At 60.2% G+C, this 15655-nt stretch carries 14 protein-coding genes; 8 read left to right on the forward strand and 6 right to left on the reverse strand.

Annotated elements, in window-relative coordinates; all coding sequences use genetic code 11:
- The 6 genes from BM036_RS01465 to smrA all read right to left on the reverse strand — a co-directional run bounded on the left by BM036_RS01465 (position 1) and on the right by smrA (position 3857).
- Positions 1-1047, reverse strand: a complete 1047-nt coding sequence (locus BM036_RS01465; protein WP_245742397.1) for a DUF3080 family protein — start codon at positions 1045-1047, stop codon at positions 1-3.
- 64 nt (positions 1048-1111) lie between these two features.
- Positions 1112-1810: an acireductone synthase gene (mtnC, locus tag BM036_RS01470; protein WP_091848445.1), complete on the reverse strand. Its 699-nt coding sequence runs from the start codon at positions 1808-1810 to the stop codon at positions 1112-1114.
- Positions 1810-2367 (reverse strand): 1,2-dihydroxy-3-keto-5-methylthiopentene dioxygenase, encoded by a 558-nt coding sequence (locus tag BM036_RS01475; RefSeq protein WP_091848446.1) that lies wholly within the window; start codon positions 2365-2367, stop codon positions 1810-1812. The genes mtnC and BM036_RS01475 overlap by 1 nt, the downstream gene beginning before the upstream one ends.
- On the reverse strand, positions 2364-2996 hold the full coding sequence (locus tag BM036_RS01480) for a methylthioribulose 1-phosphate dehydratase (RefSeq protein WP_091848447.1): 633 nt from the start codon (positions 2994-2996) through the stop codon (positions 2364-2366). Before BM036_RS01480 ends, BM036_RS01475 begins: the two co-directional genes overlap by 4 nt.
- The gene (locus BM036_RS01485; protein ID WP_091848448.1) at positions 2993-3232 is read right to left on the reverse strand and encodes a membrane lipoprotein lipid attachment site-containing protein; all 240 of its coding nucleotides are present in this window, start codon (positions 3230-3232) and stop codon (positions 2993-2995) included. Before BM036_RS01485 ends, BM036_RS01480 begins: the two co-directional genes overlap by 4 nt.
- Positions 3233-3275: 43 nt before the next feature.
- Positions 3276-3857, reverse strand: coding sequence for a DNA endonuclease SmrA (gene smrA, locus BM036_RS01490; RefSeq protein WP_091848449.1), 582 nt, complete (start codon positions 3855-3857; stop codon positions 3276-3278).
- 176 nt (positions 3858-4033) lie between these two features.
- Between smrA and BM036_RS01495 the strand changes: the two genes are divergently transcribed.
- The 8 genes from BM036_RS01495 (at position 4034) to BM036_RS01530 (ending at position 15579) form a co-directional block, all read left to right on the forward strand.
- Entirely contained in the window at positions 4034-5947 is a 1914-nt protein-coding gene (locus BM036_RS01495; protein ID WP_091848450.1) for a putative nucleotidyltransferase substrate binding domain-containing protein, read from the forward strand.
- Between the two features lie 12 nt (positions 5948-5959).
- Positions 5960-6667, forward strand: a complete 708-nt coding sequence (locus BM036_RS01500) for a 3'-5' exonuclease (RefSeq protein WP_091848451.1) — start codon at positions 5960-5962, stop codon at positions 6665-6667.
- Positions 6668-6984: 317 nt separating this feature from the next.
- Positions 6985-7251: a DUF4212 domain-containing protein gene (locus BM036_RS01505; protein ID WP_091848452.1), complete on the forward strand. Its 267-nt coding sequence runs from the start codon at positions 6985-6987 to the stop codon at positions 7249-7251.
- 4 nt (positions 7252-7255) lie between these two features.
- Positions 7256-9025, forward strand: a complete 1770-nt coding sequence (locus BM036_RS01510; protein ID WP_091848453.1) for a sodium:solute symporter family protein — start codon at positions 7256-7258, stop codon at positions 9023-9025.
- Positions 9026-9178: 153 nt separating this feature from the next.
- The gene (locus BM036_RS01515; protein ID WP_091848454.1) at positions 9179-9682 is read left to right on the forward strand and encodes a hypothetical protein; all 504 of its coding nucleotides are present in this window, start codon (positions 9179-9181) and stop codon (positions 9680-9682) included.
- 26 nt (positions 9683-9708) lie between these two features.
- Positions 9709-13221 carry a PAS domain-containing hybrid sensor histidine kinase/response regulator gene (locus BM036_RS01520; protein WP_091848455.1) on the forward strand — a complete coding sequence of 1171 codons (3513 nt, stop codon included), beginning with the start codon at positions 9709-9711 and terminating at the stop codon, positions 13219-13221.
- On the forward strand, positions 13218-14870 hold the full coding sequence (locus tag BM036_RS01525) for a tetratricopeptide repeat-containing response regulator (protein WP_091848456.1): 1653 nt from the start codon (positions 13218-13220) through the stop codon (positions 14868-14870). Before BM036_RS01520 ends, BM036_RS01525 begins: the two co-directional genes overlap by 4 nt.
- Positions 14863-15579 carry a sensor histidine kinase gene (locus tag BM036_RS01530; protein WP_091848457.1) on the forward strand — a complete coding sequence of 239 codons (717 nt, stop codon included), beginning with the start codon at positions 14863-14865 and terminating at the stop codon, positions 15577-15579. Before BM036_RS01525 ends, BM036_RS01530 begins: the two co-directional genes overlap by 8 nt.
- The last annotated feature ends 76 nt before the right edge of the window (positions 15580-15655 follow it).

The raw sequence follows: 15655 nt of genomic DNA on the forward strand, positions 1-15655 counted from the left end.
TCAGGCACCCGGCCGCATCCCACACTGTTCCAGCTGCTGCTGCCATAGTTCGATATGGCGCTGCTGGCTGGCGTCCAGCTCCGCCCATAGCGAGTCTTCGCCTTCGAGCGCCAGGTAGCGGGAATACCATTGTTCGAACGTGGACGGCATCACCTCCCGCTGCTGTTCTGCAAGGGTCGCCAGCGGCTGGATAATATCGTCCCGGGCGCGTCGCACCGTGACCAGGTACGGCTGCACCTTCTCGACGAAGACGCTGAAAAACATGCCCTGGACAATATCCGACTGGTTGTTGGGCTTGCCGTCCAGACACAGGGGCCGGCCCCGCAGGCGGGACTCGATGACATCGCTGGCGTCGTTCAGGCGGGTAATCAGCATCTGTGCCGTCAGGATGAGCTGGCCGGGGGCCTGGTGGGTCTGCCACTGCTGGTGGATATTACCGAGGCTTGCCAGGCTGGTATCCGTTCCGCCCTCCAGCAAAGGCGCCAGCACGGCGTTCAGGGTGTTAAGGTCTGTGGCCAGGTTGGCTGTGCCAGGCCCAGGCTCGAGGGGGTACAGGCCTTCGGTGCGGGTGAACAGGTTCTCGACTTCCTCAACGCCCCAGGTGGCGTTCCAGGCCGCTGTCGGGAGGGACGCCCGTTTGCTGGCCACCGCTTCGGACACCGCTTCCCGGAGTGCCTCATCCTCAATCCCGGGCAGGCAGTCGTCTGCTGCCTCGATAAAGCGGACTTCGTACCGAAGCCGGTTGGCCGGCTGCATCACCCGACCCAGGATGGATGCCTTCTCCCCTGCCACCACCTGCAGCTCACAGCCGAACAGGGAGAGGAAATCCAGCATACCCAGCTCCACTTCCGGCATCTCCAGTACCCGGTCGCGGCGCCTCGGCAGAGGATCCGTGGCAGGAATCGACGTCAGTTCGTAAGGCTGGTCAAGCACCCGGGCAGTGCGCTCGGTGTATTCATCCATCAGGGATTCCGGGGCGCTGAAGGGATTGCAACCAACCAGTAACGCGGGCAGTGCGGGAGTGACGAGAGAGACAAGCTTTTTCACAGCGGAGCACCACCCGGAACAGAGGCTTTCCTGCCCGGTAACAGGCTCATTACCGGGCACTGGGTTACCGGTGTTGCAGCAACTGATCATCAACCTCACGGAAATCCCGGGCTACGGGTCGCTTGTCCGTTTCCGTAAGGTCGCCCTCACGCACCAGCCAGCAGGTTCTCATGCCGGCTGACTCGGCGGCGACCAACTCGGCTTCCACGTCCGAAAGGAACAGTACCGTTTGTGGCTCTACGCCCAGCTGATCCAGGATATTACGATAGGACACGGCTTCCTTCTTGCCACCGACATTGGTGTCGAAATAACCGCTGAAGAACGGCGTCAGGTCGCCTTCGCTGGAGAATCCAAAAATCAGCTTCTGGGCCTTCACCGAACCAGAGGAATACACATACAGGCGTAGCCCCCGGTCATGCCAGAAACGCAGGTATTCGGCGGCATCAGGGTACACATGGCCATCAAAGGCGCCGTGCTGATAGCCCTGCTCCCAGAGCATGCCCTGCAGGGTCTTGAGGGCGGTTTCCTTGCGGTCCTCGTCGATCCATTGCTCCAGCACCCTGACCAGGCCGTCGATATCCGTCCGGTCGCAGCCGGACTTTTCGGCCACAATATCGAGCTGCTCCGCCACGGTCAGGTCTTCGTGCTGCCATTCACGGACAAATTCCGCCATATGCTCACGGGCGTAGGGGAACAGCACCTCATGGACAAACGAAATCGAACTGGTGGTGCCCTCAATATCCGTCAGGATCACGCGAATCATCAGGCGGCTCCGGCGAGTTGCTCATAGCGGGGCAGGCGGCTGGCGATGTCTTCACCGGTAAACTGCGCTACCCAGCCTTCGGGGTTGGTGAACAGGCGGATACAGGTGAACTCGGGATCCGGCCCCATATCGAACCAGTGCCGTGTTCCATTGGGCACACTGATCAGGTCGCACTGGCGACACATAATAGCGTAGACCTTTTCGCCAAGGTGAAGATAGAACAGGCCCTGGCCGTGGACAAAGAAACGCACTTCATCCTCGCTGTGGACATGTTCGTCCAGGAACTTCTGGCGGAAAGCCTCCTTGTCCGGATTATCTGGCGTAAGGCTGACCACGTCAGCAGTGACAAAGCCGCTCTCCTCTTTCAGGTGCGCCACCTCGTCAGCATAGGCCTCAAGAATGTCGTTACCGGTGGCCTCCGCCGGCAAGGCACGTGTGGGCCAGCGCTCATACCGAACGCCCTGCTCCTTCAGCAGCCGAGCGATTTCAGCGGGGTTCTCTACCACCTGTTCCGGAGACTCCGGTTTGTCCGGGTTAAAGATACTCAGGGTTGTCATGGGCGGACCCTCTTGGTTTCAAGTTCACAATCAAAAAGGAATTCAAAGGCTTCCACATGACGCAGGCATTCGTCCATGTCTCGGCCCCAGGTATACAGACCATGGCCACGAATCAGGTAGCCTGGTGCCTCGGGGTTATTGGCCAGCCATTGGCGGGTTTCGCCAGCGAGCGCTGCGATATCCTGGGTATTGGCAAAGACGGGCACGGTTACCTGCCCCTCGTGGGTACTGACCCCGGCAAAGGCCTTCTGAAGCTCGTAGCCTTCCAGTATCAGCGCCTCACCGTCAGGGATCAGCCGGCTGAGTACCGTGGCCTTCACCGAATGGGTGTGCAGCACCGCGCCGACATCAGGCCGGTCCCGGTAGATGACGGTATGGAGCAGGGTCTCGGCCGATGGGCGACAGTCGCTCTGAACCGGCTGCCCATCCAGGTCTACCACCATGACATCGGCTTGGCTCAGCCGCCCCTTGTGGCGGCCGGACACCGTGATGGCCACATGGGCGCTATCGATTCGCCGGGAATAGTTGCTGCTGGTTGCAGGGGACCAGCCGCTGGCATAGAGAAACCCGCCAGCGGCACAGATCTCCCTGGCGGCCTGGCTATAGCGGGTAATATCGAAACTGCTCACTGGATTACCGGATTGCCTTCACGATCATTCCAGATCGCTCGGTCCCCGGTGTCCAGTTTGCCGTTGGAGTCCCAGACCTCGCGATTACTGGTGGCCTCTTCTGCCTTGCCATTATCATCCCAGACTTCTCGATCCCTGGTAGCTTCATCGATCTTGCCATTGTCATTCCATATGGCGCGGCCTTCACAGCCCGCCAGTACCAGGGTAGCCAGTACAGCAACGAACAGCTTTTTCATGGTTATACCTCGTGTCATCCAAGTCCGGGCCACAACGATTTCGTTATCGTGAGCCGTGAATTTCCCGGTTGCGCTGCTTCTGCTGGTCGCCCTTGCGAACCATGACATACACCGCGCCGGTGCCGCCGTGGTGTTTCTGTGCAGAGTGAAACGCCAGCACCTCATCCAGTTCCGGCAGCCAACGGGCCAGGTAACTCTTCAGCTGGGCGATTCTGTCCGGGTTACGTTCGCCCTTGCCGTGGAGAATGATCACCGAGCGCAGGCCATAGCGAACACAGTCCTTCACGAACCCGAACACTTCCCGGCGAGCTTCTTCCACGGTCATTCGATGCAGGTCCAGCCGCGCCTCGATGGGGTACTGTCCCAACCGCAGCTTGCGAAAAACGCCGTGCTGGACGCCCGGACGCTGCCAACTGAGAATGTCATGGGCCGTCAGCGGGTCTACATCCGATGCGGTCAGCGGGTTCGCATCCCGGGAGGGTGCATCCACTGCTGCTCGCTGACGCTCCAGGTGACCCGGTGTCAGCTCACGGGGAGCCACCACCTCGGCACGGTTCGGCCGACGGATCCGCTGGACGTCTTTCATCTGCTCCAGGAATAACAGGCGCTCGTCTTTGGAAGTCATGGTACGTTTCGGGCTGAGCAGGGTTGAACCGGCACTTTACCACCGGCTATCACCGGCATAAAGCAGCAGACACCGGCGCCGGACCAATTGATCATTATACGACCAAAGACCGAAACCGGAGCGGTGCCACAATGGGTTACACTCACGGTAGTGACAACAAAAAGAGAGCCAGGTTCATGACCCAGGAACAGGAAGCCACCCTGCCCCAGAACACCCGCTCCATCATGGCGTTCCTCAGGGAGCACGCGCCGTTTTCAAGCATGGATGACGCCCATCTGGCGCTGTTCGCCGAACACGCCACCCTGCGGTTCTACGCCGACGGCGACAAGGTGATTGCACCCGAGGATGGCCCGGTCACCACCTTCAACGTGGTCAAGCAGGGGCGCATCCGGGGCGAGCGTAACAACCCGAAAACCGGCGAGCCGGAAACCACCTTCGAGATCAGCCAGGGCGAATGCTTCCCGCTGGCCGCACTGGTGGGGGAACGACCTACGCAAACCCTGCACCGGGCCACTGGTGACACCTTCTGCCTGAGCCTGGACCACAAGGACTTCGTCACCCTGTTCTCGGAAAGCGATTCCTTCCGCGACTTCTGCCTGCGCGGCGTCAGCAGCCTGCTGGACCAGGTCAACCAGCGCATCCAGTCCGGGGCCATGGCCTCACTGGGCTCGTCCAATTCACTGGACACGCCGCTGGAACGCTATGCCCTGCGCAACCCCATTGTCTGTTCCCCTGACATGCCGGTGCGCAAGGCCGTAGCCAAGATGCACGACAACAGCGTGGGCAGCATCATCATCACCGATGACCAGCGCCACCCCAAGGGCATTTTCACCCTTCGTGACCTGCGCACCCTGGTGGCAGAGGAAACCTGTTCCCTGGAGACACCCATCGCCCAGGTGATGACAGCAGACCCCCACCACCTGCCGGCCACGGCGGACGCCTTCGAGGCAGCCATGCTGATGGCCGAGCACCACTTTGCCCATATCTGCGTGGTGGATGAGGACAACCGGCTGATCGGGGTAGTGTCCGAGCGGGACCTGTTTGCCCTGCAGCGGGTCGACCTGGTGCACCTGGCCCGGGCCATCGGCACCGCGCCCCAGCTCCAGTCGCTTGTTGCGTTGCGAGAGGATGTGTCCCGGCTGGTGGACGCCATGCTGGCCCATGGCGCAGACTCGGGTCAGGTCGTGAAAATCATAACCACCCTGAACGACATTACCGTGCGCCGGGTTCTGGAACTGAACCTGAAAAAGAACGACCCCGGAATTCCCTTCACCTGGCTCACCTTTGGCAGCGAAGGCCGCCAGGAACAGACCCTGCTGACAGACCAGGACAACGGAATCCTGTTCACTACCCCTGAAGGCATGACCCCGGACCAGGTGCGGGAAAAGCTGCTGCCCTTTGCCGAGACCATCAACAAGGAGCTGGCACAGTGTGGCTTCACCTGGTGCAAGGGCAATATCATGGCCAGCAACCCGAAGCTGTGCCTCAGTGGTGAGGAATGGGACGACTGGTTCCTCAGGTTCATCGACGCGTCCACCCCCCAGAACCTTGTCTACTCGTCCATCTTCCTGGACATGCGGGCGGTGTACGGACCAATCGAGCCGCTAAAGGAACTGCTGGAAAAGATCCTGACCCGTATCCGCAAGAACGCACTTTTCCAGAAAATGCTGGCCGGCAACGCGTTGCAACGGCGACCACCGCTGAACATCTTTCGCGGCTTCCGGTATGCGCCTGACGGCGACCGCCACAGCCTGGACCTGAAACGCCAGGGGCTGTCACCCTTTGTGGAATCGGTGCGAGTGTTCGCCCTGGCCAACGGCGTTGCAACCGCCAACACCCTGGAACGGATGGAGGAGCTGGTTCGCAAGGGCGTGTTCGATGCCAAGGATGCCAACGCCTGGCAGGAGGCCTACAGCCTGATCCAGGCGATCCGCATGCGTGCTCACCAGGAGCAGTTGCAGCAGGGAGAGGAACTGTCCAACTACATCAACCCTGACAACCTGAACCCGCTGGACCGCCGTATCCTCAGGGAGTCTTTCCGGCAGGCCCAGCGCCTCCAGCAGAAGCTGGAAGTCACCTACCAGCTCTAGGAAAACACAACCATGCTGGATCAGTTCAAGAACTGGATTAATGGCAAACTTACCGGCACCGCGGAGCACCACGACGTCGCCCATTTGCCGCCACCAAAATCAGCAGGGGGCCAGCACCTGGACGACCTCCGGTTCATCGTACTGGATCTGGAGACCACTGGCCTCAATCCGGCGAAAGACAAGGTGATCGCCATAGGTGCCGTCGCCATCGATCGCATGGCCATCCCCCTGAGCGACCAGTTTGACCTGATCCTTCGCCGGCCCGAACTGGATATCCGCGAGACGGTACTGATCCACGGTATCGGCCCGGAAGCCCTGACCCGTGGTCATGAGACCCAGGACGCCCTGTTGCGATTGCTGGAATGGATGAACGGCGACCCGGTGCTGGCGTTTCACTCGGCGTTTGATCGCAAGTTCCTGGAAAAGGCCCTGCGCCAGCAACTGAACTACTCCCAGACGCACACCTGGCTCGATGTCGCCGAACTGATGCCCGCCTTCTTCCCCCACGCCCTGGAAGGCAACAAACGGCTGGACAACTGGGCGGACCACTTCGGCCTTGAGATTTCAGCCCGGCACCATGCCGCCGCCGACGCACTGGCCACCGCCGAACTCTCCCTGATCGCATTCAGGGAAGCTCGCGAACAGGGTGTTGTCACGCTCGACGACCTCCACCAGCGCCTGAAATATCACCAGCGCCTCAAGACCATGCGGCAATTATGACGGATTTCTCATCCCGTTCGGAAAGTTCCCGAACACCCGCCCTGGCCCCCGATTAATCCCCGCCAAAACAACTTTTTACATTGTTGCAAAGCTCACTTAGACCTTTTGCCAATATCCATTAACGTCGCGAAAGGTAAAGTCAGAGATGGTAACCAGCAGGAGAAAAACCCGTGAATAACAATTTCCCATGGTTGCTCATCAAGGACAGCACTGGTCAATGCCCGCCGTATAACGGCAGGACAGTGACCTGGCTGGCTTTGGCTTTTCTCCCACTTACAAGCGTCTAAATCCTACAAAAACAAAACAGGAGACCTGTTATGTCTGACGCAAGCAGCAATGCTGTTCTGTACTGGAAGGCGAATCTGCGTCTGATACTGGGCTGCCTCATCGTGTGGGCACTCGTATCCTACGGCTTCGCAATCCTGCTACGACCCTTGCTTGCCGGTATTCCGGTGGGCGGTACCGACCTCGGATTCTGGTTTGCCCAACAGGGCTCCATACTGACCTTTATTGCCCTGATCTTCTTCTACGCCTGGCGTATGAACAAGCTGGATCAGCAATTCGGCCTGGCCGAGGAGGAGTGATCCGATGAGTCAGTTTGCGATTAACCTCATATTTGTCGGGGGCTCATTCCTCCTGTATATCCTTATCGCTGTGTGGGCCAAGGCTGGCAGCACCAGTGATTTCTACGTGGCTGGTGGCGGTGTTCACCCCATCACCAACGGCGCCGCTATCGGCGCAGACTGGATGTCAGCGGCATCCTTTATCTCCATGGCGGGCCTGATTGCCGCCGGTGGTTACGCCAACTCCACCTTCCTCATGGGCTGGACCGGCGGTTACGTATTGCTGGCCATGCTGCTGGCGCCTTACCTGCGGAAGTTCGGCAAGTTCACCGTACCCGAGTTCATCGGTGACCGGTTCTACAGCCGTAACGCCCGCCTGGTAGCGGTACTGTGCCTGATCGTGGCATCGGTAACCTACGTAATCGGTCAGATGGCCGGTGCTGGTGTAGCCTTCTCCCGCTTCCTGGAAGTGGACGCAACGACAGGGCTTATCATTGCTGCAGTTGTGGTCTTCATCTACGCCGTACTCGGTGGCATGAAGGGCATCACCTACACCCAGGTGGCCCAGTACTGCGTACTGATCATCGCCTACACCATTCCGGCGATCTTTATTGCCATCGAGCTGACTGGTAACCCGATCCCGCCGCTGGCCATGTTCTCCGAACACACCCAGTCCGGCCTGCCGGTTCTGGATAAGCTGAACCAGGTCATCACCGACCTCGGTTTCGGGTCCTACACGGCGGATGTGTCCAACAAGCTGAACATGGTGCTGTTCACGTTGTCGCTGATGATCGGTACCGCGGGCCTGCCCCACGTTATCATCCGCTTCTTCACTGTTCCCAAGGTGGCTGACGCACGCTGGTCTGCAGGCTGGGCACTGGTGTTCATCGCCCTGCTGTACCTGACAGCTCCGGCCGTTGCCTCCATGGCGCGTCTGAACCTGATGACAACCATCTATCCGGAAGGCACGGCGGCCGAGCCCATCGAATACGATCAGCGCCCGCAGTGGATCCAAGAGTGGGAGGTCACAGGTCTGATCACCTATGAGGACAAGAACGGCGACGGACGCATCCAGTACTACAATGACGCCAACGCCGACTTCGCTGACGAAGCCGAATCCCGCGGCTGGGCAGGCAACGAGTTCTCCTACAACCGGGATATCCTGGTGCTGGCGAACCCGGAAATTGCCAACCTGCCGGGCTGGGTCATCGGTCTGATTGCAGCGGGTGGTCTGGCAGCGGCACTGTCCACGGCGGCGGGTCTGTTGCTGGCCATCTCGTCGGCTATCAGTCACGACTTGATCAAGGGCGCGATCAACCCCGGTATCTCGGAAAAGGGCGAACTGCTGGCGGCCCGTATCTCCATGGCCGTGGCGATCGCGGTGGCAACGTACCTGGGGGCCAATCCACCCGGGTTCGCGGCACAGGTGGTGGCCTTGGCCTTCGGTATCGCAGCTGCCTCCCTGTTCCCGGCCCTGATGATGGGTATCTTCTCCAAGCGGGTGAACAATGTGGGTGCCATCAGCGGTATGCTGGCCGGCCTCAGCTTCACCCTGGTGTACATCTTCGTGTACAAGGGCTGGCTCTTCATTCCGGGAACCGCCAACCTGCCTGACAACGCTGCCAACTGGGTACTGGGTATCTCCCCGTTGTCCATTGGTGCCGTCGGTGCCCTGGTGAACTTTATCGTGGCCTTCGTGGTGTCCAACGCCACCGAGGAGCCGCCGGTAGAGATCCAGGAACTCGTGGAAAGCGTTCGCTATCCGCGGGGTGCTGGCAAGGCAGTGGATCACTAAGACATAATACGCCCCGCATTCAGATGCGAATCTGAACGGGTTGATCCAGGACGGGCCTCCTTTTCAGGAGGCCCGTTTTTTTACCGAGCCTCTCAAAAAGTCCCGGAAGCCAAGGCTCCCCCGATTTTTTCAGACGCTCCCAGAGGAAGTACTATGTTCTGGAACTTTGTCGCCACCATCATTTGTGGCCTAGCCGCTGCTGGCATTGCCATGAGCATTCGCGCAGCAACCGCCAAGAAGGCGCCCCGCTGGCTGATTCCGGTGTTTGCCGGGCTGGGCATGATGGGCTATCAGATCTACATGGAATACAACTGGTACGACCAGATGACCGCACGCATGCCGTCAGAATCGGTGGTGGTGGCTACCGAGTCACAGGCCGAATTCTGGCGTCCCTGGAGCTTCTTTTTTCCCCAGATCAACCGCATTACCGTGCTGGATACCAGCAGTATCGCCCGCAACCCCGCGAACGGGGATACAGCCCGCTTTCAGCTCTATCACTTCCGGCAGACCTACGGTGGCCGCGTTTCCAAGGGCACATGGCTGCTTAACTGCCCGAGCGGAGAGCTGGTTGCGCTGACTGACGAAGGCAAACCCGATACCCGGGAAGCCCGTCGCCTCAGCGGAGAAGACCCTCTGTTCAGGCAAGTCTGCGACTGAACCCGACCGCCAGGGAGTAACCGGAGATGATCAGTGTCTGGCTACTGGTAGTCATTTCCATCGCCTACATCTCCCTGCTGTTTGCCATCGCCTGGGCCGGTGACCGGCACCCGGGCCTTTACCGGAACAAGCTCGCACGCCCCCATATCTATGCCCTCTCCCTGGCAGTCTACTTTACCTCCTGGACGTTCTATGGTGCCGTCGGCCGCTCTACCCAGGAGGGTCTGGGCTTTCTGCCCATCTATCTTGGCCCCCTGCTGGTGTTCCTGTTCGGCACCCCGCTGCTGCGGCGCATCATCTACATCAGCAAACGCAGCAACAGTACGTCCATTGCCGACTTTATCGCCTCCCGCTATGGCAAATCCCAGTCCCTGGCTGCGCTGATAGCGGTATTCGCGCTGATCGGCAGCGTGCCCTATATCGCCCTGCAGCTTAAAGCCATCTCCCTGGGATTCAGTGTGCTGTCGGAAAGCGGCTCGGGCACGTCCCACCAGGCGGCCTGGAGTGATTCCGCCTGGTACATCACCCTGGTTCTGGCCGCATTCACCGTCCTGTTCGGCACCCGCCACCTTGAGTCCACCGAACACCACCGGGGCATGATCCAGGCGGTGGCCTTCGAGTCCATGATCAAGCTGATCGCCTTTGTCGCCGTCGGGCTGTTCGTGGGCTACGGCATGTACGAAGGCTTCGGGGACCTGCTTACCCGCGTCAGGGAAGCGGACCTGGTAGGCCAGCTCACTTGGGACGGCGTGCAGGCACCAGCGTTTATTACCCAGACCATCGTCTCCATGCTGGCGATCCTCTGCCTGCCCCGGCAATTCCACGTCATGGTCGTGGAGAACGCCGAGTACCGGGACTTCAATACGGCCCGGTGGGCCATGCCGGCCTACCTGATCATCGCCAGTGCGTTCGTACTGCCCATTGCAGCGGCCGGCCTGCTCAACGCCGGCGGCGAAGGCGTCAATCCGGACATGCTGACACTCACCCTCCCCATTATGGAAGAGCAGAGGTGGCTGGCCATCCTGGCCTTCCTTGGCGGGGGCTCCGCTGCCGCCGCCATGGTCATCGTCTGTTCAGTAGCCATCGCCACCATGGTGAGCAACGAAATCGTCATGCCGGGCCTGCTCAAGTTCTTCCGGCCCCGGATGAACCGGCAGGCGGATCTCAGCCGGCTGCTGCTGAGCATACGCCGTGTCACCATATTCCTGGTACTGATGACCGCCTATGGTTTCTACCGCCTGGCCGGGGCCGATTACAGCCTGACTGCGTTCGGCCTGCTGTCGTTTGCGGCCGCCGCCCAGTTTGGCCCCTCGCTGATTGGCGGAATTCTCTGGCGCAGGGGCAACTACAACGGAGCAATCTGGGGCCTCGCCATCGGCTTTGCCATGTGGTGCTATACCCTGCTGATCCCCGCGCTGGCCTCCACCGGTTGGCTCAGCGACACCCTTATCGACCAGGGGCTGTGGGGCCTGAACTGGACCCGGCCAACGGCCCTGCTCGGGCTGGAACTGGATATGATCAGCCACGGCATCATCTGGTCCCTGGGCATCAACACCCTGGTCTATGTACTCCTCTCCATGACCACCCGCCAGCGGGTTCGCGAGAAGATCCAGATTGCTTCGTTCTTCCATGACCCCCATCCACGGGCGGAAACGTCCCAGCAACAGGTCTGGCAGGGCGAGGTGCTTACTGCCGACCTGCAGGCCCTGGCAGAGCGGTTCATGGGTGAGGAACGTGCGGAGGCCCTCTTCACCAACTACGAACGCCGTAACGCCATGAGGCTCTCCCCCCAGCGCCCAGCCAGTACGCACCTGATGCGTTACATCGAGCGCCAGCTGGCTTCGGTCATCGGTGCTTCCACCGCGCGGGTGGTGCTGGAGTCCACCCTGACCGGTCGTGACATGCAGATCGAGGATGTGGTCAGCATCGTCGACGAGGCCTCCCAGGCCATGACCTTCAGTCGGGAGTTGCTGCAATCTGCCATCGAGAACATCAGCCTCGGCGTATCGGTGGTCAACCACCAGCAGCAGCTGGTGGTCTGGAACCGCCGTTACCTTGAACTGTTTTCCTATCCCAAAGGCTATGTCCGGGCCGGCCGCCCCATGCAGGACCTGATGCGCTACAACCTGACCAGCGCCAACCTGCCTGCACGACGCATCGACGAGATTATCAGCGACCGCTGTGATGCGATGAAGCAGGGCCGCCCCCTGTCCTATGAGCGGCACCGGCCGGATGGCACGGTGCTGAAAATTGAAGGCAGCCCTATTCCCGGCGGTGGTTACGTCACCACCTTCCAGGACATTACTGCCATGCGCCGCACGGAGCAGGCCCTGAAGGAAACCAATATTTACCTGGAGCAGCGGGTCAAGGAGCGCACCCAGGAACTACAGGTCATCAACGAACAGATGCTCAAGGCCAAGTCCGTTGCCGAACAGGCCAATCAGAGCAAGACCCGTTTCCTGGCCTCCGCCAGCCATGACCTTCTGCAACCACTGAATGCGGCGCGCCTGTTTGCCTCGGCACTGCAGAACAAGGTCATCACCGAGGAAACCCGGGAACTGGCCAGCCACCTGGACAGCTCGCTGGGCGCGGCGGAAGAAATCATCAGCACACTACTGGATATCTCGAAACTGGATGCGGGGGCACTGGAGCCTGATATCAGCAGCTTCCCGGTTAACGACATGCTGCGACACCTGGCCACCGAATTCAGTGCCATTGCCGCAGACCAGGAACTGTCCCTGAAGGTAGTCCCAAGCTCCACCTGGGTGACGTCAGACGCCAAGCTGTTACGCAGGGTGGTCCAGAACTTCCTGTCCAACGCGATTCGTTACACCGGCAGTGGCGGACGCATACTGCTGGGGTGCAGGCGGCTGAAGGGCTACCTGCGCATTGAAGTGTGGGATACCGGCCCGGGCATTCCGGACGACCAGCTGAAGTACATCTTCGAGGAGTTCCGCCGCCTGCGGCAGGGCCGCGACAAGAACGGCCTGGGTCTGGGGCTGGCTATCGTGGACCGTATCAGTGGCATGCTGGGTCATCCCGTTAACGTGCACTCCCGTGTCGGCCGAGGCAGCACATTCACCATCACCGTACCGCTGGCAAAGGCCGAGGTCAGGGAAGCACCGTCCACCACGACACGCAACGGCAGTCGCGGCCTGTCCACCCTGAGGGGTCTGAAAGTGCTCTGTATCGACAATGACGCCCACATCCTCGAAGGCATGGAGGCCTTACTGGGCAACTGGCATTGCCAAACCACCACGGCACTCAGCCTGGAGGATGCCCGTACTGCCCTTGGCGGTGAACGGCCAGACATTATCCTGGCAGACTATCAACTCGACGACGACCAGAATGGCCTGGACGCCATGGACGCGCTGAGGGATGACCTTGTTTTTGCTGTGCCGGGAGTACTCATTACCGGCTACCTTGGGGAAGAGGTCCGTGAGGATGCCATCCGACGGGGCTACCATGTACTCTATAAACCGGTTAAGCCCGCAGCCTTGCGGGCACTGGTCAACAAACTCATGAAAAAGCGCGCATGATCAATACGTCCGGTGAACACAGCTTTTCCACCAGCATCCGCAAACTCCGTTTTCTGGTGGTGGATGATTTCGAGAACTTCCGCAACTCCATGCGACAGATGCTGCGTTCCCTGGGGGCTGAAAAAATCGAACTGGTCCATAATGGCGCCGCCGCCGTGCAGCGTTGCGCCTATGATCATTTCGACGTCCTGCTATGCAATTACAACCTCGGGGAAGGCAAGAGCGGCCAGCATGTGCTGGAAGAACTGCGCCACCGCAAGCTGTTGCATCACTCGTCCCTGTTCCTGATGGTGACCGCCGAAACCTCCCGGGAAATGGTCATGGGGGCACGGGAATATCACCCGGACGCCTACCTCACCAAGCCGATTAACCGGGCGATGCTGGAAAAACGCCTGGGCGCACTGGCTGAGCGCCGGGAGGCCCTGCTTCCGGTCACCCGGGCAATGGACCTGGAGGACAACCCGGAAGCCATTCAGCAATGCCTTTCGCTGCTGTCCCAGTATCCCCGGCATCGTTCCTGGATCTACAAGACCCTCGCGGAACTTTATATCCAGGTAGGCGACTACGGCCAGGCCCGCAAGATCTACGATGACATACTCAGCCAGCGCTCCCTGTCCTGGGCACGGCTTGGCAAGGCAAGGGTCCTGCTGGCCGAAGGTCACCTGGACGAAGCGATTGTTGCCCTGCAACGTCTGGTCGAGGACCACCCGGACTACCTGGAAGCCTACGACCTGCTGTCAGAAAGCCTCAAACGCAATGGTAAGTCCGGCCAGGCCCAGAAAGTCCTGCAGAGGGCCGCAGAACTGTCGCCCAACGCCCTGTTGCGCCAACGGGACCTGGCGAAACTGGCGACCCAGAACCACGACATCGACACAGCCACCGACGCCTGGCGACGCACCGTTAACCTGGGCACCTGGTCCGTTCACGATAATCCGGACCACCACCTGGCCCTTGGCCGGTCTCTCACAGACCTGAGTGAGGGCGACCCTGGTGGCGAAGGCAAGGAATACGCCGATGAAGCCGTGCGGGTGCTGAAGCACCTGGAGCGCAGGTTTCCGGAAGCACCGGATATTGGCCCCCGCACCATGCTGGTGCGGGCCCGCATCGTTGCTGCCCGGGGCAATCGCACCAAGGCCATGAAATTCCTCGAGGAAGCCCGGGCAGCCCTGCCCGAAGACAAGCTTTCGGCCGACGCCGGACTCGACCTGGCCAAGACACTCTACCGGGTGGGTCAGAACCGGGAGGCCGAGCAACTGTTGGCCTCGCTGGCCCAGAGATTCGAGGGAGAGGCCGAAACCATTGAGCAGATCGAGAACCTGATGGATGAACCCGTGGGCCTGCAACAGCGTCTGCAGGCCCGGACGCTCAACCGGGAAGGCATCCAGGCCTATGAAAAGGGCGGCCTTCCCGAGGCGGCCCGGTTCTTCGAACAGGCCCTGGACATTGTGCCAAACCACGCCGCGCTCAACCTCAACCTGGTCCAGATCCGCATGAAGCAGCTGCAGGATGGCGACCGCTCAGTGGTACGCCAGCATGCACTCGCCCAGTGCCACCGCTGCTTCCAGGCCCTGGAAAACCTGCCGCCGCAGCACCGTCAGTACCGCCGTTACCTGGCCATGAAAAGAAAAATGGAGTCAATGAATGAGTGAGCATCGCCAGCCAGCCGCTGCAGACCGGAAGATCGACAATCCGGATTTTTCCATGGTCATCGCCTCGGCGGTGCACGATATGAAGAACTCCCTCGGCATGCTGCTCAGTACCCTGGATGATCTGCGGGAAGAGCAGAAAGGCGCCCTGGGGGATAACCCGCGCTTCAATACCCTGCAGTATGAGGCGGAGCGGGTCCACAGTGACCTGGTGCAGCTACTGGGAATCTATCGCCTGGGCGAACAAAAGCTCTCTGCCCATAGCGACGAGCACTATGTGGCGGAATTCCTGCAGCAACAGCTGGCCCGCCATGAACGACTCCTGCAGGGTTATGGGGTCGACTATGACATTGACGCCGATAACGATGTCATTGGTTTTTTCGACGACGAACTCATCTCGGGCGTCATCGCCAGCACCCTGAACAACGCCATTCGCTATACCCGTAGCCGCCTGCAACTTGGCGCCCGGGAGCAGGATGGCTGGCTGGTTATTACCGTGGAAGATGATGGCAGCGGTTACCCGGCACATATGAGGGAAGCCGGTGCAGAGCTCCTGAAGGCGCCGGACTTCAGCAGCGGCTCTACCAGCCTGGGGCTTTACTTCGCCTCCGCCATAGCCCACCTGCATCAGAATAACGGCAAGCACGGTACGATACGCCTGCATAATGAAGGCAAACTGGGCGGTGGTGTGTTCGAAATCTGGCTGCCTTGAGTTGTGTGATAGGCAGACATCATTGTTGGCAAAGCTGGATTCGGCAACCTGTGCCACAATTTGCTAACGGTTGACT

This window comes from Marinobacter segnicrescens (assembly GCF_900111555.1).
Taxonomy (GTDB): Bacteria; Pseudomonadota; Gammaproteobacteria; order Pseudomonadales; family Oleiphilaceae; genus Marinobacter; species Marinobacter segnicrescens.

Coding starts and splice junctions, on each gene's coding strand:
- BM036_RS01515 (WP_091848454.1), top strand. CDS start 9,179: ATGTTCTGGAACTTTGTCGCCACCATCATTTGTGGCCTAGCCGCTGCT.
- BM036_RS01475 (WP_091848446.1), bottom strand. CDS start 2,367: ATGACAACCCTGAGTATCTTTAACCCGGACAAACCGGAGTCTCCGGAA.
- BM036_RS01495 (WP_091848450.1), top strand. CDS start 4,034: ATGACCCAGGAACAGGAAGCCACCCTGCCCCAGAACACCCGCTCCATC.
- smrA (WP_091848449.1), bottom strand. CDS start 3,857: ATGACTTCCAAAGACGAGCGCCTGTTATTCCTGGAGCAGATGAAAGAC.
- BM036_RS01530 (WP_091848457.1), top strand. CDS start 14,863: ATGAGTGAGCATCGCCAGCCAGCCGCTGCAGACCGGAAGATCGACAAT.
- BM036_RS01505 (WP_091848452.1), top strand. CDS start 6,985: ATGTCTGACGCAAGCAGCAATGCTGTTCTGTACTGGAAGGCGAATCTG.
- mtnC (WP_091848445.1), bottom strand. CDS start 1,810: ATGATTCGCGTGATCCTGACGGATATTGAGGGCACCACCAGTTCGATT.
- BM036_RS01485 (WP_091848448.1), bottom strand. CDS start 3,232: ATGAAAAAGCTGTTCGTTGCTGTACTGGCTACCCTGGTACTGGCGGGC.
- BM036_RS01510 (WP_091848453.1), top strand. CDS start 7,256: ATGAGTCAGTTTGCGATTAACCTCATATTTGTCGGGGGCTCATTCCTC.
- BM036_RS01520 (WP_091848455.1), top strand. CDS start 9,709: ATGATCAGTGTCTGGCTACTGGTAGTCATTTCCATCGCCTACATCTCC.
- BM036_RS01525 (WP_091848456.1), top strand. CDS start 13,218: ATGATCAATACGTCCGGTGAACACAGCTTTTCCACCAGCATCCGCAAA.
- BM036_RS01500 (WP_091848451.1), top strand. CDS start 5,960: ATGCTGGATCAGTTCAAGAACTGGATTAATGGCAAACTTACCGGCACC.